A 26,101-nucleotide genomic window follows, 5' to 3' on the forward strand; every position below is an offset into this window, starting at 1 on the left:
CATGGAACGTAGTTTTGTTGCTAAGAACCCATCTGTACTGGTCTTTCTGGCCATCCTGTCGCTGTTCACGCTGGGTGTAACTGTCCTGTCCGAAGGGTTCGGGATCGGTGTGATTTCAACCAGTTTCGTCAAAACGCTGGGCAAGACCCTGTGCCTTTGTTTGATCGCGGTCGCGATGGATCTTGTTTGGGGTTTCACCGGCATTCTATCACTAGGCCATTTCGCTTTCTTCGGGCTCGGTGGCTATATGATTGGCATGTGGCTGATGTACGAACGCACTCGGCTGATCGTGGTCGAGTCATTGTCACAAGCCGACATCCCGCCAACGCCTGCCGAAGTTGTGGACGCCATTGGCACTCAGATTTTCGGCGTAGTCGGATCATCCGAATTCCCGCTGATCTGGGCGTTTTCGCACAGCTTGACGCTGCAGTTGATACTGGTCGTTGTGGTGCCTGGCCTGCTTGCACTGATCTTTGGCTGGCTTGCCTTCCGCAGTCGAGTAACGGGCGTCTATCTGTCGATCCTGACGCAAGCAATGACGCTGGCTCTGGCTTTGTATCTGTTTCAGAACGACAGCGGTTTGCGCGGCAACAATGGCTTGTCCGGCTTGCAGAACCTGCCCGGTGTCACTGTTTCTCAAGACGTTGTTTCGCTCTGGTTCTTATGGGCTTCGGCTTTGGCGTTGGGACTGGGTTACATGCTGGCGGCATGGATAGTGTCAGGCAAGTTCGGCTCAGTCCTGCGTGGCATTCGAGACAACGAGGCGCGGGTGCGGTTCCTCGGCTATTCGGTCGAGGTTTACAAGTTGGCTGTCTTCACCCTGACGGCTTGCATCGCCGCAATCGCGGGCGCGCTCTATTACCCCCAAGCGGGCATTATCAACCCCGAGGAAATGGCCCCCATCGCCTCAATATATCTGGCCGTCTGGGTCGCTATCGGCGGCCGGGGCCGCCTGTATGGTGCGGTCATCGGCGCGGCTTTTGTCAGCCTGCTGAGCACCTGGTTCACCGGCGGGCAGGCCCCGGATATCCCGCTTGGTTTTTACACGATCAAATGGGTCGACTGGTGGCAAGTGCTGCTGGGTGTGTCCTTTGTGCTGGTTACGCTGTTTGCTCCGCAAGGTATCGGAGGTTTGTTCGACTTGTATACCAACCAGCGTCATCCCGATCGGCATGGTGCCAATCTGGGACCGGATGAAGGCGCTTTGCGTGAGAAAGAGGCTAGCCTATGAGCACCTTGTTAGAGGTAAGTGGCGTATCGGTTACCTTCGACGGGTTCCGCGCCATCAACAACCTGTCCTTCCAGATTGGTGACGCGGAGCTACGTTCCGTGATTGGCCCGAATGGTGCCGGCAAGACTACGTTTATGGACATCATCACCGGCAAGACCCGACCAGATGAGGGGCGGGTCATATGGGGCGAAAAGTCAGTATCTTTATTGGATATGACCGAGGCAAAAATCGCGCAGGCGGGAATAGGGCGGAAGTTTCAGAAGCCTACGGTTTTTGAGGATCAGTCCGTGCGCGATAATCTACTAATGGCGCTAAAGAAAAATCGTGGCTGGGTTGGTGTGCTGCTTTACCGTCCGTCCACAAGTGATTTGCAGAAGGTCGAGGACCTGGCCACCGAAATTGGGCTGTATCAGGAACTGAGCCGGAAGTCAGGTGAACTGAGCCACGGGCAAAAGCAATGGTTGGAAATTGGCATGCTGCTTGCGCAGGACCCACGTCTGCTATTGGTTGATGAACCCGCCGCCGGCATGACCCTGCAAGAACGCGAACATACCACAGACTTGCTAGTTCAAGCTGCAAGGACCCGCGCGGTTGTGGTCGTTGAACATGACATGGAATTTGTCAGGCGCCTGAACTGCAAAGTCACGGTTTTGCATGAAGGATCCGTGTTAGCCGAGGGCAGTCTTGATCACGTGACATCAAATCAGGACGTCATCGACGTCTATCTGGGGCGCTAGAAAATGTTGAAGCTGACCGATCTGACTTTGCACTATGGGCACTCGCAAATCCTCAACGGGATTTCCATGGAAGCTTTACAGGGTGAAGTAACGTGCGTCATGGGGACCAACGGTGTCGGAAAAACCAGTCTGATGAAGGCAATCTCAGGGGCGCGTCCCCGTTCCGGTGGTGAACTGGAGCTTGACGGAAAGCTAATGGGTATCTTACCTGCTCATCAGATGGCCTGGAAAGGTGTGGCATATGTCCCCCAAGGCCGCGAAATTTTCCCATTGCTCACAGTTCGAGAAAATCTGGAAACAGGCTTCTCCTGTCTGCCTGCCAGCGAACATTTCGTCCCAGATGATATTTTTGATATGTTCCCGGTCCTCAAAAAAATGCAGAACCGGCGCGGGGGCGACCTTTCCGGCGGGCAGCAGCAACAGTTGGCCATCGCGCGTGCACTGATCACAAAACCGCGCCTGCTGCTGCTGGATGAGCCAACCGAAGGTATTCAGCCGAACATAATCCAACAGATTGGCGAAGTGATCCGGCACCTCAGAAAGACGAGCGGAATGGCAATTGTCTTAGTCGAGCAGTATTTCGACTTCGCATATGATCTTGCCGACAGGTTTGTTGTATTGCGACGTGGCGAAGTCATGGTCAAAGGCACACGAGATGACCTGACGCGTGATCAAGTGTTGCAGGCCGTAACAGTTTAGCACTGCTCGATGTAGTTGGCTTCGGTATGAGTGCATCAAACCCAAATCATGTCCTGCATTAAGGCTCGGGACATGGTTTGATCCTACAAAAACGTACAATTTGAGAATTGCTTTTTTTGAGATACGGCCCTTCGGAACCTCTTGCCGTGATATGTGAGTACTTTCGGACAGATCGACAGGCTTGGTGTTGTATCAAGGTTCGGCTTGAGCTCGAACCTTTCCGCAACGTTGCGCTCCACGATGGTCAGTGCTGACTGCAGTGAACGGGCGATTTGGACTTTACCGGTTTATGCCCGTGCAAACGCTCGCAAATAGGTGTCCGCTGCATTGCCGAAAACACATTGCTGCGGGCGCGAACGCTTTCTGCGTCACCAGCATGCGAAATCCCAAAAGTCAGCTTTGTCCGCATCTCGGACATTGCAAACTCGGTTTTGGAGGTCCGCTTTGGGCTGCCTCCAGTCATCTACACGGGAGGCAGCGAAGGTCGACTACGAGCCCAAATCGACTCTGATTTCCGACGTTTTCCGCTGATGAAACGTCCCGAAACATCCATTTCAAAACTCACCTGTGTCCTATGTTTTCGGAGGTTTAGAGGAAAATCGAATGGCGACGCGTGGGTATTGTCTGTGTAAGAAAACAAGTTGGGTCTACCGGGGTGATCAAACATGGGCATGCTATTGCCACTGCGATGACTGCCGTCGGAATTGTGCCGCACCGGTGGTTGCGTGGTTCGGTGTGCCAATAGAGAACTTTGAGTGGACTGGTGCTAAACCCTGTACTTATGAAAGTTCCAAAGGCGTTTTCAGGCACTTTTGCGGGACGTGTGGGTCACCCATTGGATTTGAAGCCGATCACTATCCAGGTGGTATGCACCTCTACGCTGCGTCGCTCGAAAACCCGGAAGATTTCAAACCGACTTTTCACGTCAATAAGCAAAGCAAGTTGCCTTGGTTGCAAATGACTGATGATCTCGACGCGTTTGAAGGCACACTGCTACACACCCCTAACGACCCAGCCGGATATTAGTAGATGTGGAAGCGACCTGATTTTCACAATGGCAGCTTTGTTCGGATTGCGGTCCGCTGCATGTGCGAAATGCGGAATTGGGATCTAGGGCAGCTTAGGGCTCCGTACTGCCATAACAAAGCCAACTAATAATACCTAGCTCGAACAACCCTAACTCTTGCTTCAGGCGTCTCCAAGTGACGGTATCGGCCCCCTGAGTACCGGCGGCAATCCAGCGCAAGTCCGGCACAGATTGAGGCCGCGTCAATGTCTTCCCCATCTACGTAGCAAACGCCCAATTAGCGGTCGTAGGTGCGTTCATCGTTCAGCTTGCACGTGACGGTTCCGCCGGGAAGGTGAAGTGTGCTTGAAGCTACTAGTCTCAGCTTCGGCTCACCTTTATTGTCGTCCTCTGTCGAATGCGGATAGAAGCATGCCCAAACTGCCCGTTAGCGAGTCTTCGCCGCACTCCCGCTGGCTCTAGATGGCGATACTTACCACGAGAAAACTCCGGCAAATCTAAAGCCAGTCCTTGTTTAATTAACTCTGCACCAATGTCTCGACCGTCTGGTAGATAGCATGTTCCCACAAGTCGATCGTAAGATCTTTCACCATCAAGTTTTGCGGTAATGGTTTGCCCCTTACAAATTTCGACCATCGCCCATTTGGACTTTTGGCCATAAGGCATGTCCAATTCCGGAGCATCGATTCCAGCCAAACGAATTTTTGTTCCATTTATTCTGATAGTGTCTCCATCTATCACATATGCACGCCCTTGCAGCATCATGCTCTTTGGCATTGCTGGTATTGGGTATGCTGGCTTGTGGATGCGGCGTCTATTGTTGGGTCGAACAACTGGCTTCAGAGTAGATCGCCGATTGTTAGGTCGAACTATCGGCTTTAGGGAGGTTCTTCTCCGACGAGAGCGACCTACTGCACGGCCTATGGTGCGACCTATAGAGCGGCTTGAGCCAGTGACCTTAATTAAAAGTCCGCCAAAAACAACGGCTAAGACAACTAGTTCCATTGTTCCCAAAACCCTTCCATGAAGCGGATGAAGTAGTTTGTTTGATTAGGGTGTTTTTGGGTCAAATTGCTTTCGATTCACGGCCAACGGTTTTTTAATTTCCGCCAAAACTAATGACATACAGATCAATTACTTAGCCGCTCTCGGAAGTTTTAATCCGAATTGAGGTTTGTACCGTGGTTCATCAACACCCAGGGCAATCAACCAAGTCATGGATGCTGGCTTTGATGTTTGGTGCGTTTAGAGAGTTAACTCCCGCTGAGGTGAGGTGGTGTACCGGCTATTGATCCAACCAGTGCAACGACCCGTAACACTCATGCCCCATTTAGTCTGGGCAGTCCCATGGTCAGACTAAATCCCCGCGTTGCCTATCATCCCAGATTAAGGTGACGCGGGGAACTTTGATCCAAAGTGCAATTAACGCCGTACACAACTTACCCCTAACTGTCTGCCCGCGTTGTTCACTTGGTTTCCCTCCGAACAACGCGGGTTTTTTGGGGGATGAGGGGGTAACGAGTGACCGCCCCGCCATAGTGCGGGGCTTTTTCTTGGTTAGACATGACGCGAAACTCTATCATATTGTGACTAAACGTCATTGCGGCACGGGTTTCGTCATGGACAACACTGTACTCTATTTTTTGGTTGGCATCTTTGTCGTCGGGCTACTGACGATGGGTTACTACTCAAGGGGCAGCGGTGCGTTAATCTCTATTGTGATCGTGGTCGGCGTTATAGGTGCAATAATAGCTTACCTGAGCGGCTATTTTGGTGAACTGCCACAGTAGGTGCATGCATCCGGTTGAGAGGCAATGGATGATGTGACTGATCGAATTTGGTCCAAGACGACGATTATGTAGGCAAGAAAAGAACCAGCTTCGCAATTCCTGTGAGTGAGTTTTGCGAAGCTGGCTAATCCCTACGGCACTGGGATGGTGGCCGCAGGAGGGTTTCGCATAGGACTTTGCAACTTGTATTTACCACGAAATGACTGACACCGATAAGCAGGCATAAGAATAGGGGACTATCCAAAAGTATAGCTAACTGTGACCGACTGGCCCGCGTAGTTCCGGTTCGGTCGGCAAAGCGTGGTCTGGTGGTTCAATGCCGTGCTGGTTCAACCACTCAAAGACAGCGGCCCAATCGTCTTGTAGCGACGGTTTGCTGCGGTACTCGCGCAAACATTCCAGCTTGCATTTCAGGTCATAAGGAATCGTCCGCGGCCATTTCTTCATGGCAAGATGTTCTAATTTTGTCCCACACAGTGTCAATGCCGCTATGCACCCTTAAACAACAACCCTTCCCACTGGTTCATGATTTCCCGGCGTTGTCGCAGGCGTCGAGAACGATTGTAGGTTCGTGCAACCCCGTGCGAGGTTGCTGCGGCCTGATGGTTCAATATCCGGTCTACATCGTTTTCATCCGCGCCGTGTTCGCACAGATGCGTGGCGAACGACCGGCGTATGTCCCGAAGCTGGAACCTTTTGACCGGGATATATGCGTCAGCGAACCAGCGTTTTTTGACGTGCGCCGTTGTCTTGAAATCCTGAAACTGGTTCGGCTGCATCGCGGCCAGAACGAAAGCCCGACCGGCCAACGGTATGACGTGGCTGGTGCCATTCTTCGAAGACGGGATCACCATGCACTGATCGCGAACCAGAGCCGGGTTGAACTGCATCAGGTCCGACTCTCGTTGCCCGTTTAGAATGAGCAATTGCAGGAACTGGCACCACGCCTTGCCCTGATACGGTGCGGCGTCGTACAGGGCGCGTAGCTGGTCCAGCGTCAGCACCTGGTCGCGTGGTGTTTCTCGGGCTGGCAGGATCGTCGGCGCCAGCGCGGTCCAATCATTGGCTCGACCGTACCGCCAGAAATGCGTCACCGCTGCCCGGTACCGATTCCTTGTGCTGGTCTTCCACCGCCTGAGTGCATCCGACAGATCAGAATTGGTGATCGTGTGCATGTGGGAACATGAGTTTGATTCAAGTACCCGTTCCAACTGCGTCAGGCGTTCGTCGCCATGTTTGAGTTGGTCCAGATGGTCGATCTTATATCGTGCGAGTGCATCGCGTATCAGCATAGGCGTACCCCTAAAATCCGTGTACATGCCCTGCTGACAATCGTCAGGGTGATTTTCCGCAGCCCTATCAACGGCTTGCGGATTGGAGGCGAGTACCGGAATCGAACCGGTGTACACGGATTTGCAATCCGCTGCGTCACCACTCCGCCAACTCGCCTTTTCAAGTAAAATCAAATACTTGCCGTGGTGTGCGTGGGGTTTTAACAGCTTTCCTCTGGGGCGTCCAGAGGATTGCGTGCAATTTTGAAGGCAAGATTGAAATTTGCGATATCCCGTGAACATTTTTTGAGGCGGCGCAACCGGGTTGCGGCAACAGGGCCGTTGCTGCACGGATCAGGATGTGGCACAAGCCCGACATCCTTGGGAATGAGACGAGATATCCAATGACAGATTTCGCAGCCCGGCGCCGCACAATGGTTGATACACAGGTCCGACCCTCTGATGTCACCAAGTTCCCGATCATTGACGCGATGTTGCACGTCCCACGCGAGAACTTCGTGCCGGACGCGCAGCGCGAAGCGGCCTATGTCGACGATTTGATCGAAATGGGCAATGGTCGCGCGATGATCGAGCCTCGGACGCTGGCCAAGATCTTGGACGCGTTGAACATATCCAATGATGAGATGGTTCTCGATATTGCTCCGGCCATGGGGTATTCCACGGCGGTGGCCGCCCGGATGGCGCAGTTGGTTGTTGGTGTGGAAAGTGACGAGGCGCTGGCGGCTGAGGCGCAAAGCCTTCTGGCCGAGGCGGATGTGGACAACGCAATCATCCACGTGGGCCCGCTTGAGCAGGGCGTGGCTGAGCACGGCCCCTACGACGCGATTATGGTACAAGGCGGCGTCGAGCAAATTCCCCAAGCGTTGCTTGATCAGCTTAAAGAACACGGCCGGATCGCCTGTCTGTTTGTCGACGGCAACCTCGGCACTGTGCGGATCGGTCGGAAGTCCGGCGGTCAGGTCAGCTGGCGTGACGCGTTTAACGCCAGCGCACCTGTTCTGGAGAGTTTTTCGGCCGAGTGTGCATTTTCGCTATAGTCCGCCGATAGATTTTTCTTCCGCCTTGATTAGTTGAAAACAAGGCCGCAAACTGCCTGTAGGGCAGTGTAATTTCGTTTGAGAGGATTTCGGTATGCGTGGTACGGCGACAGGTAAGATCGTCAGGGCGTTTGCGGTGACCGCAGGACTTGCCATCAGCGTGATGCCAGGGCGTGTAGCGTGGGCAGATAACATAACAGACGCCTTTATCGGCGCGTATAACACAAGCGGCCTGTTGGAGCAGAACCGGGCGCTGTTGCGGGCTGCGGACGAAGATGTGGCTATCGCGCTTTCGGCGTTGCGGCCGATCATCAACTGGACTGTGCAGGTTAGCCAGGATTATACCCGCTCTCGGACCTCCAATGTGGTCACGACCAATGAACCATCGCGGTTCTTTACGGGTCTGACGTTGGGCCAACTTCTGTATGATGGTGGCGCTTCGCTTCTGGGCAAACAATCTGCGCAGGAAACTGTACTGTCGACCCGGCAAACCTTGATCGACATTGAACAACAAGTTCTGATCCGTGCGGCAAATGCCTATTTGGGCGTGTTACTGCAGGAAGAGACTGTAGAAATCCGTCAGAACAACGTCGAGGTTTCGGCCGAGGAACTTAGGGCATCGAATGACCGCTTTGAGGTTGGTGAAGTCACCCGCACGGACGTCGCCTTGTCCGAAGCGCAGTTGGCGAGCTCGCAGGCGGACCTCGCGGTTGCGCGCGGTGAACTGAGCATCGCGCAGGCCGAATATGTGAATGCTGTCGGTAAGGCGCCGGGGCGCACCGCAGGCCAACCGAGCCTGCCTAACCTGCCACGGTCCGAGACCGAGGCAGTCGGCCTAGCGCAACGCAACCATCCGGCGATTCTGTCTGCGCAGCATCAGGTGCGCGCGTTCGACCTGATCGTGCAGCAACAGCGGGCCAATCTTGGTCCAAATGTCAGCCTGAACGCGGATGCGGGCGTGACCGAAAGCTATGACAACGACGATTATATCAACGATGCAACTATCTCACTGAACTTCAATCAGCCCATCTATGCGGGTGGTCGTTTGGCCGCGACTGTGCGGCGCGCAATGGCGACACGGGATGCATCGCGTGCGAATCTGTTGAATGTGCAGAAAGACATCACGCAGGGCGTCACCGACCGTTATGCGGCGTTCCTGGCGGCCAGCGCCAGCCTTCGGGCCTCGACTGAGCGGGTTCGCGCATCACAGGTCGCCTTCGACGGCATTCGCGAAGAAGCGACATTGGGTGCCCGGACAACTCTGGATGTATTGAACGCTCAGCAGGACCTTTTGGATGCGCAGCTAGCCGAAGTTGCGTCGCGCACGGAACGCTCGCGCGCCGCTTATCAGTTGTTGCAGGCACAGGGCTTGCTGACGGCAGAACGTCTGGGGTTGGCGGTACAGATCTATGATCCGACCTTGTACTATAACCTGGTTAAAAAAGCGCCGGCACAGGTCAGCAAACAGAGCAAAGATCTGGATCGCGTCCTCAAAGCATTGCGTCGCGACTGATCGGCCATACTATTTGTTGTGAGGTTGGGATTGTTTGGCTACACTCGATCCGAGGATAGAGCGGTAGAGAACAATGACTGATAACGTCGTAAAAGCAGGGATCGAAGATGTTCTTTCTTCGGTCAAACGTCTGGTAAGCGAAGACCACCGCGATAAATCCGTCTCGGATCAACAGCCTGTATCCAGAAAGCCGGGACGGCTGGTTCTGACGGATGCTTTGCGTATCGGTACCCCGACTCAGGTCGATGAGACTCCCGAGTTTGTTGACACGGGCCTAAAAAGTTCCGACTCGGCCAAGCCGATGTTGTTGCGGGCTTGCGATATCGTCGAGGCGGGCAAACCGGCTAATGCCGTTGAGGATGAGGTAGAGGCAGACGCGCCGAATTCTGCCGCATCGACGGATGCGGCAACCAGCCTGAGCGCGAAGATCGAAGCGCTGGAAGCGGCCATTGCGCAAACAGAAGATCAGTGGGAGCCGGACGGTGACAGCGAAGACGCCTATTCCGGGACGCCGTCGCAGTCTTTGCCTTGGAATGTAGAAGAAGAGTTCGCTGCAGCCGCTTCTTTAGACTCTGTCGAAGTCGAGCAAACCGATGCGCCCGCAGAGGACGAAGACGTACACGTTCAGGCAGAGTTTATCCGGTCGCCTCGGGTTGAATCCGAGGTGATCGAAGAGGCTGCCGAAGACGAAATGACAATCGATATGGATGAAGAGGCGTTGCGCGCCCTGATTGCCGAAGTTGTCCGGCAAGAGTTGCAGGGCACAATGGGCGAACGGATCACACGGAATGTGCGCAAGATGGTCCGGCGCGAGATCGCACGTGCTCTGGCCGCAAAAGAGCTGGACTAAAGCTCAGCCGCGCTGAGGTGACTGGGCAAGGCTCAGCAGCAGATCAAGATCCATGTGGCGCTCAAGATGGTCGGCCAGACCGTCCAGCGCCTGTTCCACGCCGTCCTCGTAAGCGACGTCCGAGGTCACGCCCAGTTTTGAAAGATAGTGCATCCGGAACGTGTCGGACGAAAAGATGCCGTGCAGGTAACTTCCTTTGATCCGTCCATTGGCGCTGGCAGCACCTTCCGGCTTGCCTTCAACCTCCAGCCATGCGCGGGCGCGATCGGGGCCATCGGTATGACCCATGTGGATTTCGTACCCGCTGACTGGATTCCGGTCGGGCAGGGCATGGGCTGATCGCAGGATAACGTGTTTTTGCCCGCCCATAACGGTGTCAACGTCCAGTAAACCCAGCCCATCGACCTTGCCTGGTCTTCCGTCGACACCATCAGGGTCGGAAATGCTTTTGCCCAGCATCTGGTACCCACCGCACAGCCCCAGAACATGCCCACCCCGGCGCACATGGCCATAGAGGTCGATATCCCAACCCTGCGCCCTGAAATACGTCAGGTCTGCGATGGTGGATTTGCTGCCGGGCAGTAGAACCAGATCGGCGTCACTGGGCAGGGGACGTCCTGCGGGAATGATCTCGACACTTACGCCGGGCTCAGCCGACAGCGGGTCGAGGTCGTCGAAATTGGCCATGCGTTCAAGCTGAGGAACAACGACCTTGCACGGGCCACCGGTATGAGAGCGAATGTCCATCATATCCTCGGCAGGCAATTTCCACGCGTCTTGAAACCATGGAACCACGCCCAGACAGGGCCAACCTGTGCGGGTGGCGATGTCATCGCGCCCCTCGTCGAACAAGGACACATCCCCCTTGAACCTGTTGACGGCAAAGCCCCGGATCTGTGCCAGGTCGCCGTCTTCCAGCACAGCCTGAGTGCCGACGATCTGTGCGATCACACCGCCACGATGGATGTCGCCGACAAGAACCACCGGAATATCTGCTGCACAGGCAAAGCCCATGTTGGCGATATCACCTTTGCGCAGATTGGTTTCAGCCGGGCTTCCCGCGCCCTCGATCAAAACCAGGTCAGCATCTGCGCAAAGCCGGTCAAAGCTTTCCAGCGCAGCCCCCAGCAGCTTGGACTTGTCCTTGCGGTAATCCCCGGCCTTCATCGTGCCCGCACGTTGTCCCTGAACGATGATCTGGGCGCCGGTGTCCGTTTCAGGTTTCAGCAAAATGGGGTTCATGTCGGTATGGGTCGCCCGCCGCGCCGCACGGGCCTGAAGCGCTTGTGCACGGCCGATCTCGCCCCCGTTTTCGGTGACGGCCGCATTGTTCGACATGTTCTGTGGCTTGAACGGAGCAACCCGCATACCCCGCCGTGTAAAGGCCCGCGCAAGCCCGGCCACCAGCACCGATTTTCCGACGTTGCTGCCGGTACCTTGAATCATGATGGCGCGAACCATGGTTTGTCTCCTATATGTCGGGGCGCAGATGACCTGATTTGAACCAAAAGGGAAAGCCCCGGATGAACACGCCAGCGCATCTTTTGATCGGGGCCGCTGCTTTTGCCCGACCTCCGCAGGGGCGTATCCTGTTGGCGGCATTGCTGGGGGCGGTACTGCCGGATCTGTCCCTGTATCTCATGGTGGGGGTGTCGCTGTTTGTTTTGGGCATTCCGGAACAGGTGGTCTTTGGGCAACTCTACTATTCACAGACCTGGCAGACCGTCTTTGCCATCGACAACTCCTTTATCCTTTGGGGGAGCGCACTGTTATTGGCAGTGTGGCGCGGTTGGCATTTTGTTGCTGTCGGGGCTGCGGCAGGTCTGTTGCATTTGGCGACAGATTTTGTGCTGCACGCCGGAGACGGTCGACCCCAGTTCTGGCCGCTGAGCGATTGGGTATTTCACAGCCCTGTCAGCTATTGGGACAGCGGCCATCATGCCTTGTGGGTGGCACCGGTTTCTGCGTCAGTGTGTTTGGCAGCCTATGTTGTGCTGTGGCAGCGTGGCCTGTCAGTTTGGGGCAGGGCCCTGTTTGGCTCCATGCTGGCGGCTGAAATCTGGGTGGCGCGACAGTGGCTGTTGTTTTTCTAGGCGCGCGAATTGCATGACACGGCAAAGAAAAACGCGCTCTGCCTGTCAGAGCGCGTTTTTTCTGGTGCGAAATCGCCTGGGATCAGGCGGCTTCAGCTTGCTGAGCGGCATTACGACGCTCGCTTTCTTCGCGCGACAAAGCGACCGAGGTGCGCACGCCACGGCCAACGAACTCCATCAGTCCGCTGACAACCCGTTCATTCGGGTCAATACCTGCGCAGGACAGCACTTCGCGCCCATCGCGCGAACGCGCCCAGCGGGCGATTTGTTCGGGGCCATTGCCGTATTTCTTGTCATCGGCGATGGCATCATCAAGTGCAGCCAACACAACGGCCGCGAAAAGTTTGCGCGCACGATTGCCTTGCTCATTGTTAAAGGCAGTGCCGTCAACGAAATCTCTCATCTCGTCTTCCTTGTTGTTCTTGCTCTTGCATTTTCGGCGTGAGGGTCCTTATGACCTATTAGGTGCGATTCGGATACAGATAAAATGCATAGTTGCGTTGCGTCACTTGCATAGCTTGCTGCAAGTGCAGCACTAGGTGTCGTTGTCTTGTCAGGTGTGGTCCCGCCAGATATAGGGGCCGCAACTGATGCATCAACCGTTTGTGAAGGATTTATGTAATGCCCAAGATAAATGGGAACGAAATTCGCCCCGGCAATGTGCTTGAGCATAACGACGGCCTGTGGGCAGCGGTCAAGGTAGACCATGTAAAGCCGGGCAAAGGCGGTGCGTTTGCCCAGGTCGAACTGCGCAACCTGCGCAATGGCTCGAAATTGAACGAACGCTTCCGGTCAGCGGACAAGGTTGAGCGCGTCCGCCTGGAACAGAAAGACCAGCAATTCCTTTACGAATCCGACGGGATGCTGGTGTTCATGGATACAGAGACCTACGAACAGATTGAATTGCCGGCAGATTTGCTGGGTGAACGTCGTCCGTTCCTGCAGGATGGCATGACCATCGTTGTTGAATTCTACGAAAGCGAGGCGCTGAACGCGACGCTGCCGCAGAAAGTGACCTGCAAGATTGTCGAGACCGAGCCTGTTGTCAAAGGTCAGACCGCGGCAAATTCGTTCAAGCCTGCGATTCTGGACAATGGCATGAAAGTTATGGTGCCGCCTTTCATCGGTCAGGATGAAATGATCATCGTGAACACGGAAACGATGGACTATTCCGAACGCGCGTGACGTTTCGAACTATTGGCAAGAGACCGCGCAGGCACCCGCTGCGCGGTCTTTTTTTATGCGGTGGGGCGGTAACGATAGCGTGTCGGATCGGGGCCAAACAGTTCCAGCATCAGCTCATATTTGATGCGATTGGCACTGACCTGACGATAGAATGCGATCAGAAATGCGGTCGGACCCTGAATTCGGCTGAGCCCACTGGTGGCCGCCACCACGGTGCCCACATCCGTTTTTCCCTGCAATACCAGATAACCGCCCAGCATCAGAATGCCGACGGTACCGGCGCCGTTGATTACGCTTAGCAGAAACTTGGCCGACAGCTTCCACAGGAACATCCTTCGCCGCGTGACATAGATGTCGTCAAACATGGTGTTGATGTCCCGCTCGACGGCTTCGATGTCCTCGGTCGTCAGCCGGTCCGTAGCGCTGCGCAGGATACGGACACGTTCTGCTACGAAAATGTTCACTTTGCGTTGCGAGACCAAAACGATGATGATTTGCGGCACGATCATCGAGAAGGCGATTAGCCCCAAACCGGGTTGCGTGGATGAGATATATCCGATCACGCTGATCAACGTACCGATCTGAACCACCGGATCCGAGAATGCGCCCCCTGCGAATTTCCCCAACTCTTCGGCCTCGGCGGAAATGGCCGTGGTCATGGTGCCTTTGCGTAGGTCCTCACCGGTTTCTTTCAGGTCGGTTGAACGCCACAGCAAACGCTGCCGGATAAGCCGGATCATGTCTTCACCCAAGGTGCCAGCCCTGTATCCAAGGATCCATTTCAGCACAAGGCTCAGCAGGATAACGGCCATCATGCCGATACCCAGCTGGATCAGCTTCTCAGTGCCCACATTCTTAGTTGTTAGGTGGTTGACGATGTCGCGCTGAAACTCAAGGGGAACGGCGGCCAAGGCGGCAATGGCGATGGACAGCACGATAAGAACGATCTGCCGTCCGGAACTGGCGCGCCAGATCGCGGAATATAGTCGAAACATGGGTGTATCCAGTTTGTCCTGTTTCCCGCAGTTTGGCAGGGCTGGGGAACAGGTTCAAACTTGGCGATATGTGTCGTCGACGTGGTCGTGCTGATTAGGCAACAAGCGGCGCTTAGTCCGTCAATCGCACCGTGGCCTCGCCCGCCTGCATTTCACCACCTGCGCGGTCAAAACGAAGGTAGGCAATCGCGTGGCCCCCGGATTGAGTGAACAGGGTGCCTATCGATTTGCCATTGGCCGTGATCTCGGTCCCCACAGGGGCTGTGCCGTCAACAACGACGCGGCGCAGACCTTTGCGCAGTTCGGTCTTGTGCTTCATACGCGCGGTCACTTCCTGACCTACATAACAGCCCTTTTTGAAATCCACACCGTTCAGAATGTCAAAACCGGATTCAAGGATATAGCTGTCTTGGGACAGCTCAGTTCCAGCCTCTGGAATGCAATGTTGAACGCGCAGTGCATCCCAATCGGTGCCGTCATCTTCTTCCGGTGTTGTGGAATACATGCGCCAGCCCATGTCCGGGTGACGCGGGTCGGGCAGGGCGATCTCTGGCGTGGCACCTGTTCCGCGTTGCAGGTTCAGATCGGTGCTTTCGATCGCCACATCCGCACGCAGCTTGTACATGCTCAGACGCTTGATCAGTTCATCGGCGAGGTGCTCGGCCACATCCAGCAAAACGCCGTCGCCGTCACGCTTCAGGAAAAAATCTGCCAGATACTTGCCTTGCGGCGTCAGCAGCGCGGCATAGACCAGCCCGTCATTCAAACCCTGAATGTCATTGGTGATCAGGTCCTGCAAAAAACTTTCGGTGTCCGAGCCGGTCAGGCGCAGGATGCGGCGGGTGGGCATGGCTTGGTCCTCGTCATTTCCTTTGGCCTCGTGATATAGGAAGATCCGCCGCCAAGACCAGAGGGTATCAGACGTGCCAGCCCCGATCTCTGTTGTGATTCCGACCCTGAACGCCGCTGGTGCCTTGCCCGCATGTCTTGAGGCGTTGATGGAGGGTCTGCACACCGGGCTGATCCGCGAGCTGATCATCAGCGATGGGGGGTCTACTGATCCAACACTGAAGATCGCGGAAAAGGCCGGTGCCCGGGTTGTGGCGGGTGCACCGTCGCGCGGCGGACAGTTACGACGTGGCTGCGCAGAGGCCGGTGGGGACTGGATGCTGATCCTGCACGCGGACACCGTGCTGCAACATGGCTGGAGTGAGGCCGTAAGCGCCCACCTTTCCTGCGGCACACCTGCAGCGTTCCGGTTGGCATTTCGGGCGCGCGGTATTGCGCCAAGATGGGTCTCGGGCTGGGCCAATCTGCGCAGCAGGGTTTTTGGGTTGCCCTACGGGGATCAGGGATTTTTGGTGCTGCGCGATGTCTACCAAGCCGCAGGCGGCTATCCGGACCAACCCTTGATGGAGGATGTAGAGCTGGTGCGTCGCTTGCCCCGAATGACACTGCTTGAGATCCGAGCCTTTACGAGCGCGGAGCGGTATGAGCGGGCGGGGTGGCTTCGGAGGGGTACTCGGAATCTGTGGACGCTGTTGCGCTATTTTCTGGGAGCAGATCCGCAGGTGCTGGCGCAGGCGTATCGGCGATAAGTGCCGTACGCAGTTCGACCAGCGATTTTCCCAACCGGAACGGGGCTGCAAAACTGACAAGACACAGGGCCACGATTTGAAGAACCAGAATATGAGCGTTGGCCTGCAAATACTCCCACTCGTCTTTCAGTTTGCCAACCTGATCGATCAGATCATCATAGCTTTGGGCCAGGATCAGGTAATCCCCGGCAATAGCAGGTACTTTCCGGCGCATATTGTCGATGGCGGTTTGCGTTTCGTCGTCCAGAGAGGTGAAGACCAGAAACTGGTCGATATCGAAGGCATCAGCTTTCGCGGCGGCACTGCGCATTTCATCCATGTCATCCTTGGCTTGACCTCCGAACAGGAAATGCAGGCCCTGAAGCGGGGCGACCTCATTGGTGACGGCTATGAACAACGGAAGTTCCGAATTGCTGGCGGTCGAGGCCGAGAGGAATTCGACCTTTTCGCATAAAACGGCCGTGTCCGGGTCGAAGGCCGGATCACAAAAGCGCAAGCGAAACCGAGCGGCGTCACGGTCAAAGGCCAGTGTGGCCGCATAAGCCACATCGATCTGACGATCCAGCCGTGAGCTGTCCGAGGTGTAAAGCCCTGCCAGAACAGCGACCAACGCCCCGATACCGCCCAGTACGACCCAGACCAGATCGGCCAGCTTCCAGGCCCGATGACCGGCCGGTTTGCGGAACAGAAATGCCGTTCCGATACATCCCACTACAAAAAACAGAATCAGCAGGGGCAGTTGGTTGTCGGTCACAAAACTCATGAGCCCGATCTTAGGACCTGACTTGCGTCCTGCAACAGGGATCACGCGCAGTTGTAACATCTTACCGAATGTTCATACTGACCGAAGAGCCACGGGAGATTGTCGATGACAAAAGACATTGTTCTGATTCATGGGGCATTTGCCGGACCCTGGTGTATGCAGGATTATGCGACCTTCTTTCGTGATCGGGGGTGGACTGTACACACCCCCGCCTTGCGTCATCATGGCGATGACCCGAAAGCCGATCCTGACCCTGGGCTGACTAAGACCAGCGTGCTGGATTACACCGACGACATTGCGGAGTTTGTGCAGGGTCTGGACAGCAAGCCGGTTCTGCTTGGCCACGCCATTGCGGGTGTTGTTGCGCAGCAGGTGGCCGCGCGAGGTCTGGCCAGCGCCATTGTGCTGATCAACCCCAATGCGCCCTGGGGCACCTTGCCCGCAACCGACGATGAGCGCGCTGTGCCGCGTGCGTTGATGGAAGGTGGGGCCTTCTGGAAACAGCCCATGCGGGTCGAGTTCGACCTGATGGCGCCCTTTGCGCTCAATAAAATGGACGAGGCACAACAACACGCCGTGTTCGATCAACTGGGGGCCGAAAGCGGGCGCGTTATGTTCGAGATGTTCTTCTGGATGTTCGATGACCATCACGCGATCAAGGTTGAGTTCGACAAGGTCGACTGCCCGGTTCTGGTCGTTTCAGGCGCAGAAGACCGGGCGGTAAATCCAGACACATGCCACGCCCTGGCAGAGCGTTACGGAGAACGCGGAACTTTTCTGCTGGTTCAGGACCACGCGCATTTTCTGTTTATGGAGCCAGGCTGGCATGGGCCTGCTGAGCAAATCGAAAGCTGGTTGAATACACAGCCCATTTGAAATCGGGTTGACAACAATCAGATTTTTGGCCGAGATCGCGCCAAGTGAATAGGGCAACAGACCCTTTTTGCGCATAGTATCTGCGGGAAAGGACCGGGCATGACCCTATTCGTCATCCTCATTATTCTGTCTGCAGCACTGCTTCATGCGGTTTGGAACGCCATCGTCAAGACCGCGGCGGATCGCACGACCATGTTGGGGCTCGTTGCATTTGGCCACGTGTTGCCAGCGACTGTTATGGTGATGGTCCTGCCATTGCCCAGTGCCGAGAGCTTTATCTACATCCTGCTCTCGACCGTTGTGCATTTCGGGTATTACTTCATGCTGGGCAAAGCCTATCAGCATGGGGATCTGAGTGTGGTTTACCCCATCGCCCGAGGCATCGTTCCAGCACTGGTTTCGCTTTGGGCGATGGTTCTGGTGGGTGAGGTGCTGCCATTGCAGGCGTGGGGTGGCATTGCCCTTATCGCATTTGGCATTCAGCTGAGCAGCTGGAAGGCGCTGCGCTCGGGTGTGGGGCGCAGTGCGCTGGGCTTTGCAGTAGGCACCGGTTTTTGCATTTCGATCTACTCGGTTGTGGATGGGATCGGCGTTCGGCTGTCGGGCAACACACTCAGCTATTGGGCCTGGGGCGCTTTCCTGCACCTGTTCATTGCCGGCTTTGTCGGGGTCAAGAAGCGCTCGAGCCTGAAGTACATACCTGCCAAGGTATGGATGACGGGCATTCTTGGCGGGCTGGTCTCGATGACCGCGTATGGTCTGGTGCTTTATGCCAAGAATTTTGCCCCGCTGGGCGCCGTCTCGGCGCTGCGAGAAACCTCGGTCATCTTTGCCGCGCTGATCGGGTTCATCTTCCTCAAGGAAGGCAATTGGATACGACGGCTGGGGGCCGCCGCACTTATGGCCATCGGTGTTGCCTTGATCGGGCTTGCCGTCTGATCACGGATGCAGGGCTCAGTTATTGGTCGAGAATGTGCTCTGTGGTTTCCATTTCAGGGTGCCGTCGTTATCGCGGTGGCAACGCAACAGGCGTTCCTGAACCGTGCTGACCGTATTGGTAACCGTGTTGTCGCCGACCATCAGAACAAAGGCGTCCTCGGAATAGGCCATGCCGTCGTAATAGCAAAACCGGCTTTCGGCCCCGTCCGGGATGGGGGATGCGGTGCTGAGCATCTGCTGCGTATGGGCTTGTGAGGCCAGCAGCGTCAGGGCCAGCCCAAAGGTAATAGTTTTCATGTCGTCCTCCCGTCTAAAAAGCGGTGTTGGTAAAAGATACTGGACGCCCGGACCTCAAGCCATTGTTGTTATGATGCGGTAAGTGTGAACGGGATCAAAGGTTTAGGCAACGAGAAATTGCCACCGTTCCTTCGTGCCACTCGATTGAAGCCCAGACGTAGGCCTGTGCAATCCTGTTCCCATGGGGGGAAGCTGTCCCTTGTTCAGTGGGACGCAGCTTCTGATTGTAGCTCTCTGAAATAGCTGATGGTGGACGCCAACCCTTCCTTCAGTTGCACATTGGGTTCCCAGTTCAGCAGGCTCCGGGCCAGTGTGATATCCGGTTGACGCTGTTTCGGGTCGTCCTGCGGCAGTGCCTTAAAACTGATGGGGGTTTCAGCCCCCACAAGCGCCTGTATTTCACCGGCCAGTTCGTTCATCGAGAATTCGTTGGGATTGCCCAGATTGACCGGTCCGGTCACGTCTGTGCCAGTCTCCATCAGGCGGATGAACCCTTCGATCAGATCATCCACGTAACAGAATGACCGGGTTTGCGTACCGTCGCCAAAGATCGTGATCGGCTCGCCGGTCAGGGCCTGCATGATGAAGTTCGACACGACGCGCCCGTCGGCGGGGTGCATTCTGGGCCCGTAGGTGTTGAAGATGCGGGCCACCTTGATCTCAAGCCCCATCTGCCGGTGATAATCGAAGAACAAGGTCTCGGCGCAGCGCTTGCCCTCGTCATAGCACGAGCGCGGACCAACCGGGTTGACGTTGCCCCAATAATCTTCGGTCTGGGGGTGGATGGTCGGGTCGCCGTAAACCTCGGATGTCGAGGCCTGAAAAATCTTGCATTTCAGCCGTTTCGCCAGACCCAGCATGTTGATCGCGCCATGCACGCTTGTCTTGGTCGTCTGCACCGGATCGTGCTGGTAATGCACGGGCGAGGCCGGGCAGGCGAGGTTGTAGATCTCGTCGACCTCCACAAACAACGGAAAGGTCACATCATGGCGCATGAACTCGAAACGCGGGTTGCTGTGCAGATGGTCGATATTGCGCTTGGTGCCGGTGAACAGGTTGTCGACACACAAAACCTCATGCCCCTGATCCAGAAGCCGGTCGCACAGATGCGAGCCCAGAAACCCGGCCCCACCGGTTACGAGAACACGCTTTCGACTGTCATAAAGGCGGGCCATTGCAAATCCTTAATCGTTAAATCCAAGCCAGCTTGTCACGGGGAAGCCGGGTCTTCGTTTGATTAGTAAACCGAAGGGGTTTGAATTGCAGTAGATTTTGGTTTTTTGAGGGCACGTGTGGAGTGGGTGCGTCTTCGCCCACCAAACTTTTACCTTGGGCGTGTTCAGTGCATTTTCCAAGTTTCGAAATACCAGTTTTAATTTGATGCAATTCGGGTAAATAAAAGTTGGTTTTCGTACGCAATCTCAACTTCTTTGACAATGTCAAATACTGCCTCGGCATTGAGTAAACCAACTCTAAAAGGTGGGCAAACTGTAGCAGGATTTGTGCTTTCAATTCCAAGTTGTTTTTGCCGTTCGCGCGCGTCGCGAGCCAGCTGCAAGTTGTGCTGCGAGAATACTTGATCAAACGCTTCGCTTGCTTTCTCGCGCAAAATGAAAATGCTCTCCAAGCAAGCCTTTGCTAGATTTTCGACGTGTTTTTGAGCCTTTTCAGGTAGAGGCAAGTACCCATCGTGTGCGCATTTGTTACGAGTCTTCCTAACTTTATCTATAAACTTCAAGTCAATCGGCAAATGGCTAGTGTTTTGAGTAGCCCATAATTCAGAGGCGAGAAGATAGGCACCTATGTTCCGTTCGGCTGTATTGATGGATTTGTCTATCCGTTCTAGGCCTTCGAACGTTGTTTCTTTCGTTGCGGTCATAACCTTGGTAGCAAAGTTCAAGAATAGCTCGATTGCTGTAACCGATAGAATTACCGCCTCCGAGTAAGCTTCGTTGTGCAAAGCTAAAAGCGATTTCTCAAAAAAGACTTCGAACTTTTCACCTTGCAAGATGAGAAAGGTTTTTTCAGAGCTGGTTGGGCAGGTCGTTTCATAAATCCCAGGCTCTGTAACAGAGGCCAACTCCCTGTGGCTACATGGTATTCCTGTTGCTGCTTGGCATGCCATGCAACTAATCAAGATTTTCATCTTAGGCCTCTAAACATCCAACTCCTCCACAAACCGCGCGTTCTCCTGAATGTACTGGAACCGCAGTTCGGGTTTTTTACCCATCAGGCGCTCGACCAGATCGCCGGTCTCGCCGGGTTCGTCCTCGTCGATGGTGACCCGGATCAACTTCCGGGATGCCGGGTCCATCGTGGTCTCTTTCAGGTCCTTGGCGTCCATCTCACCCAGACCCTTGAAGCGGGACACGTCTATCTTGCCCTTGCCACCCAGACCTTTCTCAAGCCATTCATCACGCTCGGCCTCGTCCAGGCAATAGACCCGCTTGGCGCCTTGGGTGAGGCGGTACAGAGGCGGGCAGGCCAGATACAGGTGGCCCGCGTCAATCATCGGGCGCATCTGGGTGAAGAAGAACGTCATCAGCAGTGCCGCGATATGCGCCCCGTCCACGTCCGCGTCGGTCATGATGATGATCTTGTCATAGCGCAGGTCGTCGACGTTGAACTTGGTGCCAAGCCCCACACCCAGCGCCTGCGTCAGATCGCTGATCTCGGCATTGGTGCCCAGTTTCGAACTGGCCGCGCCCAGCACGTTCAGGATCTTGCCGCGCAAGGGCAGCAGGGCCTGCGTTTTGCGGTTCCGGCCCATCTTGGCCGAGCCGCCCGCAGAATCGCCCTCGACGATGAATAATTCGGTGCCGTCCCGTGTTGAACTAGAACAGTCCACCAGCTTGCCGGGGAGACGAAGTTTCTTAGTGGCGGACTTGCGTTGTGTTTCCTTCTCGGCCCGTCGGCGCAGGCGTTCCTCTGACCTCAGGATGAGGAAGTCCAGGATCGCGCCGGCGGATTTATTGTCCGCGGCCAGCCAGTTGTCGAAATGGTCGCGGACAGAGTTCTCGACCAGCCGCTGCGCTTCGACCGTGGCAAGGCGGTCTTTGGTTTGGCCCACGAATTCCGGTTCAGAGATAAAGCACGACACCAGCGCGCAACCACCGGTGATCAGGTCGTCGCGGTTAATCTGCGCGGCCTTCTTGTTGTTGATCAGCTCGCCATAAGCCTTGATCCCTTTGAGGACCGCGGCCCAGAAGCCCGCCACATGGGTGCCGCCTTCGGGCGTGGGGACGGTGTTACAGTAGGACTGGATGAACCCGTCGCGCGAAGGGGTCCAGTTGATCGCCCATTCCACCTTGCCGGGGGTGCCGAATTTTTCGTTGAAATCCACGGTGCCGGCAAAGGGCTGCTCGGCATAGGTGGACGATCCGTTCATTGTCTCTTTCAGGTAATCCGACAGGCCACCGGGGAAATGAAACGTGGCTTCGGTCGGGGTTTCACCGTCGTCGATGGCGGATTTCCAGCGGATTTCGACGCCCGAGAACAGGTAAGCCTTGGACCGGATCGATTTGAACAGCCGCGCCGGTTTGAAACGATGGTGGCCGAAGATGTCCGCATCTGCGTGGAAGGTCACTGTTGTACCGCGCCGATTGGGGGCCGCGCCGACCTTTTCCACGGGACCCAGCGGAACGCCGCGCGAGAACCGCTGTTCGAACAATTGCTTGTCGCGTGCCACCTGCACGACCATCGAATCCGACAGAGCATTCACCACGGACGCACCGACCCCGTGCAGACCGCCCGAGGTCTGATAGGCCTTGCCCGAAAACTTACCGCCCGCGTGCAAGGTGCACAGTATCACCTCAAGCGCCGATTTGCCCGGAAACTTCGGGTGCGGGTCGATTGGAATACCCCGTCCGTTGTCGCGCACGGTCAGGGCGTAGTCTGCGTGCAGCTCAACCTCGATCCGATTGGCATGGCCCGCGACGGCCTCATCCATCGAGTTGTCGAGGATTTCGGCCACCATGTGGTGCAACGCCCGCTCGTCCGTGCCGCCAATATACATGCCGGGACGTTTGCGGACCGGTTCCAGCCCTTCCAGCACCTCGATCGAGGAGGCGTCATAGGTAGTGGTCGCTTCGGGCGTCAACAGATCGTCGGGCATGGGTGCTGCTCTTGTTTTTGAGTTTCTCCCATTATGGCAGGTGATGTGGTCCGGGGAAAGAGGGGCGCGAGGTGTTGTAGGTGTTTGAGAGGTGAAGAATGGGGTGGAGGCCTGCTGTGCGGACCTTGCGGGCTTTCGCCGCAGACGCGAAAAACTACAGCCAAGAGCGCCTCCCGGTGTCTCGAACGGAGGGCAGAGCAGGCGGTCGGTTCAAGTCCAAGCAACACTGCGAAATACCCTGTGATGCGTCATAGAAACCGTTTGGTCATTGTCCGCCACTGTGCAAATTCTGTCCTCGCACCCGAACCTGACTCGTCAAAAAGAACCAGCTGGCCTCTTTGGAGATTTTGCATGCCAAGAAAAGAAGCGCACCAAGAGTTCGCTGAAATCAGCCTCGAGGCAGAAACGCTCGCAGCTCAGGCGATAACAACCACCCTAAGGGATTTTGGCCAACCAATCTCCGAGATTCGGGCGATGTTGCACGAAGCCAACGCTCCAGTCTCAAGCGATGTGATAGAAGTGACAGGAGTATCCTTGTCAGAACGGATGATTGAGGGCGTGACCTGCATGGTCGTCGATCCGCCGGTTCCACGGGGCAATCGTGAAATCATCTATCTTTTCGGCGGAGGGTTTTCGGTAGGCAGCCCTTTCGAGGACCTGCCGATTTCAGCCAAACTCGCCGAAAAAACCGGTGCGCGAGTAATTGCCCCTCATTATCCACTTGCTCCAGAGAACCCATTCCCTGCAGCTCTAAATGTCTGTGAAGATGTCATCTCTACCCTCCTCAGTGAAACCCCTGGGGCATGTCTTTGCGGAGAATCCGCCGGCGGAAATCTTGCTCTCGCAACTGTCCACCGATTGAAGGCACGTGGAGAACGTCTTCCACGCGCGCTGGCACTCATGTCGCCTTGGGTGGATATCAAGAACCTAGGGGATAGTGGGGTTGCCCGACGCGACCCATTTCTGCGTGCGTCCGAGATCGACGTATTTCGCTCAATGTATATTCCAGAGAACGCTGATCAGACCAGCCCCGATCTGTCGCCGATTTACGGACCTTTCGATGACCAATTCCCCCCGGTATTTGTAACCAGTGGAACGCGGGATTACCTGTTGAGTGGCTGTGTTCGTTTAGACCGGCTAATGAGAGAATCCGGAGCCACGTGCAATTTAAGAGTCTGGGAAGGCATGTGGCATGTGTTCGAGTTCTACCCGAGCATTCCTGAGGCCGAGGCGTCAATAACGGATATTGCAGAATTTTTGGCCCAAAATCTCTACTGAACGAAAGCAAAGAACTATGGTGTTTTGTACGTAGGCATTTCCTGTACCGTGGCCCTGCGTCGGACCTACCGCGTATGACAGCTTAACGTCGTTCGCGGCGTGCTGCATATGCAAAGAGCTGCCAAGCGACCAATGACTAAAATGGGCTCGGACCTGCCGTTCTTTGCCTGCTGCGTCACCTCGTTGCGTCATAGCTCGAGGTTTGCCTCGTAAGCGGTTCGAATTGTTACTAGGCTGCGCCAGACGTTCAATCGAGAGGAAAGACAGGTACCGCATGAGCTGGATCAGAACAGTGCCGTTGGAAGAGGCGACCGGAAAGCTGAAGAATCTTTACGAGAGGGTGACCGGCCCGGACAATAATGTGGACAACATCATGATGGCGCATTCTTTGCGGCCGCATTCGATGGAAGGCCATATGGCGATGTACAAGGCGGTGCTGCATCACTCGGGCAACAAGATACCGAAGTGGTTTCTTGAGGCGCTGGGCGTGTGGGTCAGTTCTCTGAATCGGTGCGGGTATTGCGTCGAACATCATTTCGCCGGTTTGCAGCGGTTGCTTGGCGATGAAACGCGGGGCAAGGCGATCCGGGCGGCGATTGAGGCACGTGATCCAGCTGCTGCTCCGTTGGATGCAGCGCAGGTCGCCGCCATGATCTATGCCCGTAAACTGACCGAAAGTCCGGGGGACCTGGTCGAGGCGGATGTGATCACCCTGCGTGAGGCGGGTTGGGACGATGGAGAAATCCTTGAGATCAATCAGGTCTGTTCGTACTTTTCTTATGCAAATCGAACGGTGCTGGGGTTGGGATGTTCGACTGTCGGGGACGAGTTAGGTTTGTCGCCGAACAATTCCGACAACCCTGACGATTGGGGGCATCGGTAAAAGATCACACAGGTCAGGCAATGCGGACCCATTCCAGTATGGCGTTTGCAACGTCCTGCGGTTTTTGATGGTGCAGCCAGTGGTCGGTGCCAGCTATCGTGATGCGGGTCAGGTCCGCGGCAAAAGCCTCTAGCCCCGCGGTGGTTTCGGGCAAGAGCGCCTTGTCGTCAGGGCCCCAAAGCAACAGGTGCGGGCATCGGACATGCAGCCGGTCGTGCGGCAGGTCCGGCAGGTCTGTTGCCGGAAGTCCGGGTTCAGCCACAACCAGAGGAGAGGCGCGATACCAGTTCAGCATTGCCTCCAGCCGCCCGGGGCGAGCCCATTCGGTGCGATACTCGACCATGCGGCTTTCGGTCAGCCAATCCAAACCCATGCCATGGCGAAAGAACCTTTCGAGCACTGCAAAACTGTTTTCGGACAGTTTCTGGGCCGCATCTGGTGCCCGCAATTGGTTGATGTACTGCGAGGCTTCCGATTGCGCACCGCCTGCGGCCATGGCGCGTTGAAACGGAACCGGGTGCACGCCGTTTGCGATGACAAGCCGGTTAACCAAATCAGGACGGAACATAGCAAGGCCATAGGCCACCGATGCGCCCCAGTCGTGACCCAGCACGGTAAAAGGCGCTCCGTGGGTCTCGATCAAGGTGGCCATGTCGGACACCAGTTGCGATAGGGCATAGTTCCGCACCCTTTCGGGGCACCAGCTTTGACCATAGCCGCGCTGGTCTGGGGCGATGCAATAGAAATGATCCATCAGATGCGGGGCGAGATCCGCCCAGGCACCGCCGTATTCCGGGAAGCCGTGCAGCATCAACAGCGGTGGCGCATCGGGGTTGCCCCAGAATCGGACACAGAAGGACTGGCCATTCAGGTCGGCAAAAGACGTGCGCATGGGAACCTCTGA

Annotated in this window: 26 protein-coding genes and 1 tRNA gene; 14 read left to right on the forward strand and 13 right to left on the reverse strand. The window is 55.8% G+C overall.

The window, feature by feature from the left end; translation table 11 throughout:
- Position 1: 1 nt before the first annotated feature.
- The 4 genes from urtC to AC2FLD_RS04160 all read left to right on the forward strand — a co-directional run bounded on the left by urtC (position 2) and on the right by AC2FLD_RS04160 (position 3,693).
- Positions 2–1,231 (forward strand): urea ABC transporter permease subunit UrtC, encoded by a 1,230-nt coding sequence (gene urtC / locus AC2FLD_RS04145; protein ID WP_496667349.1) that lies wholly within the window; start codon positions 2–4, stop codon positions 1,229–1,231.
- On the forward strand, positions 1,228–1,968 hold the full coding sequence (urtD, locus tag AC2FLD_RS04150) for an urea ABC transporter ATP-binding protein UrtD (protein WP_050601992.1): 741 nt from the start codon (positions 1,228–1,230) through the stop codon (positions 1,966–1,968). The genes urtC and urtD overlap by 4 nt, the downstream gene beginning before the upstream one ends.
- 3 nt (positions 1,969–1,971) lie before the next feature.
- Positions 1,972–2,667 (forward strand): urea ABC transporter ATP-binding subunit UrtE, encoded by a 696-nt coding sequence (urtE, locus tag AC2FLD_RS04155; protein WP_496667348.1) that lies wholly within the window; start codon positions 1,972–1,974, stop codon positions 2,665–2,667.
- A 603-nt stretch (positions 2,668–3,270) separates the two neighbouring features.
- Positions 3,271–3,693: a GFA family protein gene (locus tag AC2FLD_RS04160; protein ID WP_496667347.1), complete on the forward strand. Its 423-nt coding sequence runs from the start codon at positions 3,271–3,273 to the stop codon at positions 3,691–3,693.
- Between the two features lie 361 nt (positions 3,694–4,054).
- On the opposite strand, the gene AC2FLD_RS04165 is transcribed toward AC2FLD_RS04160, so the two are convergent.
- The 4 genes from AC2FLD_RS04165 to AC2FLD_RS04180 form a co-directional block, all read right to left on the reverse strand.
- The gene (locus tag AC2FLD_RS04165) at positions 4,055–4,471 is read right to left on the reverse strand and encodes a thermonuclease family protein (RefSeq protein WP_496667346.1); all 417 of its coding nucleotides are present in this window, start codon (positions 4,469–4,471) and stop codon (positions 4,055–4,057) included.
- A 1,265-nt stretch (positions 4,472–5,736) separates the two neighbouring features.
- Positions 5,737–5,931, reverse strand: a complete 195-nt coding sequence (locus AC2FLD_RS04170) for a hypothetical protein (protein WP_050601996.1) — start codon at positions 5,929–5,931, stop codon at positions 5,737–5,739.
- A 41-nt stretch (positions 5,932–5,972) separates the two neighbouring features.
- Complete coding sequence (locus AC2FLD_RS04175; RefSeq protein ID WP_496667345.1) at positions 5,973–6,776, reverse strand: tyrosine-type recombinase/integrase; 804 nt, start codon at positions 6,774–6,776, stop codon at positions 5,973–5,975.
- A gap of 83 nt (positions 6,777–6,859) precedes the next feature.
- Positions 6,860–6,933, reverse strand: a tRNA-Cys gene (locus AC2FLD_RS04180).
- A 226-nt stretch (positions 6,934–7,159) separates the two neighbouring features.
- On the opposite strand from AC2FLD_RS04180, the gene AC2FLD_RS04185 reads away from it, so the two are divergent.
- The 3 genes from AC2FLD_RS04185 (at position 7,160) to AC2FLD_RS04195 (ending at position 10,176) form a co-directional block, all read left to right on the forward strand.
- The gene (locus AC2FLD_RS04185) at positions 7,160–7,813 is read left to right on the forward strand and encodes a protein-L-isoaspartate O-methyltransferase family protein (RefSeq protein WP_050601998.1); all 654 of its coding nucleotides are present in this window, start codon (positions 7,160–7,162) and stop codon (positions 7,811–7,813) included.
- A 94-nt stretch (positions 7,814–7,907) separates the two neighbouring features.
- Positions 7,908–9,326, forward strand: coding sequence for a TolC family outer membrane protein (locus AC2FLD_RS04190; RefSeq protein WP_496667344.1), 1,419 nt, complete (start codon positions 7,908–7,910; stop codon positions 9,324–9,326).
- A 73-nt stretch (positions 9,327–9,399) separates the two neighbouring features.
- Positions 9,400–10,176 (forward strand): hypothetical protein, encoded by a 777-nt coding sequence (locus AC2FLD_RS04195; protein ID WP_496667343.1) that lies wholly within the window; start codon positions 9,400–9,402, stop codon positions 10,174–10,176.
- 3 nt (positions 10,177–10,179) lie between these two features.
- Here the strand turns inward: AC2FLD_RS04195 and AC2FLD_RS04200 are convergent, their stop codons facing one another.
- Entirely contained in the window at positions 10,180–11,637 is a 1,458-nt protein-coding gene (locus AC2FLD_RS04200) for a cobyric acid synthase (protein WP_496667342.1), read from the reverse strand.
- Between the two features lie 62 nt (positions 11,638–11,699).
- On the opposite strand from AC2FLD_RS04200, the gene AC2FLD_RS04205 reads away from it, so the two are divergent.
- Positions 11,700–12,269 (forward strand): cobalamin biosynthesis protein CobQ, encoded by a 570-nt coding sequence (locus AC2FLD_RS04205; RefSeq protein ID WP_496667341.1) that lies wholly within the window; start codon positions 11,700–11,702, stop codon positions 12,267–12,269.
- An 82-nt stretch (positions 12,270–12,351) separates the two neighbouring features.
- On the opposite strand, the gene AC2FLD_RS04210 is transcribed toward AC2FLD_RS04205, so the two are convergent.
- A complete protein-coding gene (locus AC2FLD_RS04210; RefSeq protein ID WP_037310273.1) occupies positions 12,352–12,672 on the reverse strand; it encodes a DUF6280 family protein in 321 nt (106 codons plus the stop codon).
- Between the two features lie 218 nt (positions 12,673–12,890).
- On the opposite strand from AC2FLD_RS04210, the gene efp reads away from it, so the two are divergent.
- Positions 12,891–13,454 (forward strand): elongation factor P, encoded by a 564-nt coding sequence (efp, locus tag AC2FLD_RS04215; RefSeq protein ID WP_050602003.1) that lies wholly within the window; start codon positions 12,891–12,893, stop codon positions 13,452–13,454.
- A gap of 53 nt (positions 13,455–13,507) precedes the next feature.
- Here efp and AC2FLD_RS04220 read toward each other — a convergent pair whose 3' ends face one another.
- Both AC2FLD_RS04220 and ygfZ read right to left on the reverse strand, forming a co-directional pair.
- Positions 13,508–14,449, reverse strand: coding sequence for an ABC transporter transmembrane domain-containing protein (locus tag AC2FLD_RS04220; RefSeq protein WP_050602004.1), 942 nt, complete (start codon positions 14,447–14,449; stop codon positions 13,508–13,510).
- 112 nt (positions 14,450–14,561) lie between these two features.
- The gene (ygfZ, locus tag AC2FLD_RS04225) at positions 14,562–15,299 is read right to left on the reverse strand and encodes a CAF17-like 4Fe-4S cluster assembly/insertion protein YgfZ (RefSeq protein ID WP_496667340.1); all 738 of its coding nucleotides are present in this window, start codon (positions 15,297–15,299) and stop codon (positions 14,562–14,564) included.
- A 73-nt stretch (positions 15,300–15,372) separates the two neighbouring features.
- Between ygfZ and AC2FLD_RS04230 the strand changes: the two genes are divergently transcribed.
- The 3 genes from AC2FLD_RS04230 to AC2FLD_RS04240 all read left to right on the forward strand — a co-directional run bounded on the left by AC2FLD_RS04230 (position 15,373) and on the right by AC2FLD_RS04240 (position 18,625).
- Positions 15,373–16,047 (forward strand): TIGR04283 family arsenosugar biosynthesis glycosyltransferase, encoded by a 675-nt coding sequence (locus tag AC2FLD_RS04230; RefSeq protein ID WP_496667339.1) that lies wholly within the window; start codon positions 15,373–15,375, stop codon positions 16,045–16,047.
- An 868-nt stretch (positions 16,048–16,915) separates the two neighbouring features.
- A complete protein-coding gene (locus AC2FLD_RS04235; protein ID WP_496667338.1) occupies positions 16,916–17,686 on the forward strand; it encodes an alpha/beta hydrolase in 771 nt (256 codons plus the stop codon).
- Positions 17,687–17,785: 99 nt separating this feature from the next.
- Positions 17,786–18,625: an EamA family transporter gene (locus AC2FLD_RS04240; protein WP_496667337.1), complete on the forward strand. Its 840-nt coding sequence runs from the start codon at positions 17,786–17,788 to the stop codon at positions 18,623–18,625.
- A 15-nt stretch (positions 18,626–18,640) separates the two neighbouring features.
- Here the strand turns inward: AC2FLD_RS04240 and AC2FLD_RS04245 are convergent, their stop codons facing one another.
- The 4 genes from AC2FLD_RS04245 to parE form a co-directional block, all read right to left on the reverse strand.
- Positions 18,641–18,922: a DUF1496 domain-containing protein gene (locus tag AC2FLD_RS04245; RefSeq protein WP_496667336.1), complete on the reverse strand. Its 282-nt coding sequence runs from the start codon at positions 18,920–18,922 to the stop codon at positions 18,641–18,643.
- 203 nt (positions 18,923–19,125) lie between these two features.
- Positions 19,126–20,097, reverse strand: coding sequence for a UDP-glucuronic acid decarboxylase family protein (locus tag AC2FLD_RS04250; protein WP_496667335.1), 972 nt, complete (start codon positions 20,095–20,097; stop codon positions 19,126–19,128).
- A gap of 197 nt (positions 20,098–20,294) precedes the next feature.
- Positions 20,295–21,068 carry a hypothetical protein gene (locus AC2FLD_RS04255; RefSeq protein WP_496667334.1) on the reverse strand — a complete coding sequence of 258 codons (774 nt, stop codon included), beginning with the start codon at positions 21,066–21,068 and terminating at the stop codon, positions 20,295–20,297.
- 9 nt (positions 21,069–21,077) lie between these two features.
- Positions 21,078–23,036: a DNA topoisomerase IV subunit B gene (parE, locus tag AC2FLD_RS04260; RefSeq protein ID WP_496667333.1), complete on the reverse strand. Its 1,959-nt coding sequence runs from the start codon at positions 23,034–23,036 to the stop codon at positions 21,078–21,080.
- Positions 23,037–23,387: 351 nt separating this feature from the next.
- On the opposite strand from parE, the gene AC2FLD_RS04265 reads away from it, so the two are divergent.
- Entirely contained in the window at positions 23,388–24,314 is a 927-nt protein-coding gene (locus AC2FLD_RS04265) for an alpha/beta hydrolase (RefSeq protein WP_496667332.1), read from the forward strand.
- A gap of 274 nt (positions 24,315–24,588) precedes the next feature.
- The gene (locus AC2FLD_RS04270) at positions 24,589–25,197 is read left to right on the forward strand and encodes a carboxymuconolactone decarboxylase family protein (protein ID WP_496667331.1); all 609 of its coding nucleotides are present in this window, start codon (positions 24,589–24,591) and stop codon (positions 25,195–25,197) included.
- Between the two features lie 13 nt (positions 25,198–25,210).
- Here the strand turns inward: AC2FLD_RS04270 and AC2FLD_RS04275 are convergent, their stop codons facing one another.
- Positions 25,211–26,089, reverse strand: a complete 879-nt coding sequence (locus AC2FLD_RS04275; RefSeq protein ID WP_496667330.1) for an alpha/beta fold hydrolase — start codon at positions 26,087–26,089, stop codon at positions 25,211–25,213.
- Positions 26,090–26,101: the final 12 nt, after the last annotated feature.

The organism is Ruegeria sp. CDSA021 (assembly GCF_059612325.1).

Coding starts and splice junctions, on each gene's coding strand:
- urtC (WP_496667349.1), top strand. CDS start 2: ATGGAACGTAGTTTTGTTGCTAAGAACCCATCTGTACTGGTCTTTCTG.
- urtD (WP_050601992.1), top strand. CDS start 1,228: ATGAGCACCTTGTTAGAGGTAAGTGGCGTATCGGTTACCTTCGACGGG.
- urtE (WP_496667348.1), top strand. CDS start 1,972: ATGTTGAAGCTGACCGATCTGACTTTGCACTATGGGCACTCGCAAATC.
- AC2FLD_RS04160 (WP_496667347.1), top strand. CDS start 3,271: ATGGCGACGCGTGGGTATTGTCTGTGTAAGAAAACAAGTTGGGTCTAC.
- AC2FLD_RS04165 (WP_496667346.1), bottom strand. CDS start 4,471: ATGCCAAAGAGCATGATGCTGCAAGGGCGTGCATATGTGATAGATGGA.
- AC2FLD_RS04170 (WP_050601996.1), bottom strand. CDS start 5,931: ATGAAGAAATGGCCGCGGACGATTCCTTATGACCTGAAATGCAAGCTG.
- AC2FLD_RS04175 (WP_496667345.1), bottom strand. CDS start 6,776: ATGCTGATACGCGATGCACTCGCACGATATAAGATCGACCATCTGGAC.
- AC2FLD_RS04185 (WP_050601998.1), top strand. CDS start 7,160: ATGACAGATTTCGCAGCCCGGCGCCGCACAATGGTTGATACACAGGTC.
- AC2FLD_RS04190 (WP_496667344.1), top strand. CDS start 7,908: ATGCGTGGTACGGCGACAGGTAAGATCGTCAGGGCGTTTGCGGTGACC.
- AC2FLD_RS04195 (WP_496667343.1), top strand. CDS start 9,400: ATGACTGATAACGTCGTAAAAGCAGGGATCGAAGATGTTCTTTCTTCG.
- AC2FLD_RS04200 (WP_496667342.1), bottom strand. CDS start 11,637: ATGGTTCGCGCCATCATGATTCAAGGTACCGGCAGCAACGTCGGAAAA.
- AC2FLD_RS04205 (WP_496667341.1), top strand. CDS start 11,700: ATGAACACGCCAGCGCATCTTTTGATCGGGGCCGCTGCTTTTGCCCGA.
- AC2FLD_RS04210 (WP_037310273.1), bottom strand. CDS start 12,672: ATGAGAGATTTCGTTGACGGCACTGCCTTTAACAATGAGCAAGGCAAT.
- efp (WP_050602003.1), top strand. CDS start 12,891: ATGCCCAAGATAAATGGGAACGAAATTCGCCCCGGCAATGTGCTTGAG.
- AC2FLD_RS04220 (WP_050602004.1), bottom strand. CDS start 14,449: ATGTTTCGACTATATTCCGCGATCTGGCGCGCCAGTTCCGGACGGCAG.
- ygfZ (WP_496667340.1), bottom strand. CDS start 15,299: ATGCCCACCCGCCGCATCCTGCGCCTGACCGGCTCGGACACCGAAAGT.
- AC2FLD_RS04235 (WP_496667338.1), top strand. CDS start 16,916: ATGACAAAAGACATTGTTCTGATTCATGGGGCATTTGCCGGACCCTGG.
- AC2FLD_RS04240 (WP_496667337.1), top strand. CDS start 17,786: ATGACCCTATTCGTCATCCTCATTATTCTGTCTGCAGCACTGCTTCAT.
- AC2FLD_RS04245 (WP_496667336.1), bottom strand. CDS start 18,922: ATGAAAACTATTACCTTTGGGCTGGCCCTGACGCTGCTGGCCTCACAA.
- AC2FLD_RS04250 (WP_496667335.1), bottom strand. CDS start 20,097: ATGGCCCGCCTTTATGACAGTCGAAAGCGTGTTCTCGTAACCGGTGGG.
- AC2FLD_RS04255 (WP_496667334.1), bottom strand. CDS start 21,068: ATGAAAATCTTGATTAGTTGCATGGCATGCCAAGCAGCAACAGGAATA.
- parE (WP_496667333.1), bottom strand. CDS start 23,036: ATGCCCGACGATCTGTTGACGCCCGAAGCGACCACTACCTATGACGCC.
- AC2FLD_RS04265 (WP_496667332.1), top strand. CDS start 23,388: ATGCCAAGAAAAGAAGCGCACCAAGAGTTCGCTGAAATCAGCCTCGAG.
- AC2FLD_RS04270 (WP_496667331.1), top strand. CDS start 24,589: ATGAGCTGGATCAGAACAGTGCCGTTGGAAGAGGCGACCGGAAAGCTG.
- AC2FLD_RS04275 (WP_496667330.1), bottom strand. CDS start 26,089: ATGCGCACGTCTTTTGCCGACCTGAATGGCCAGTCCTTCTGTGTCCGA.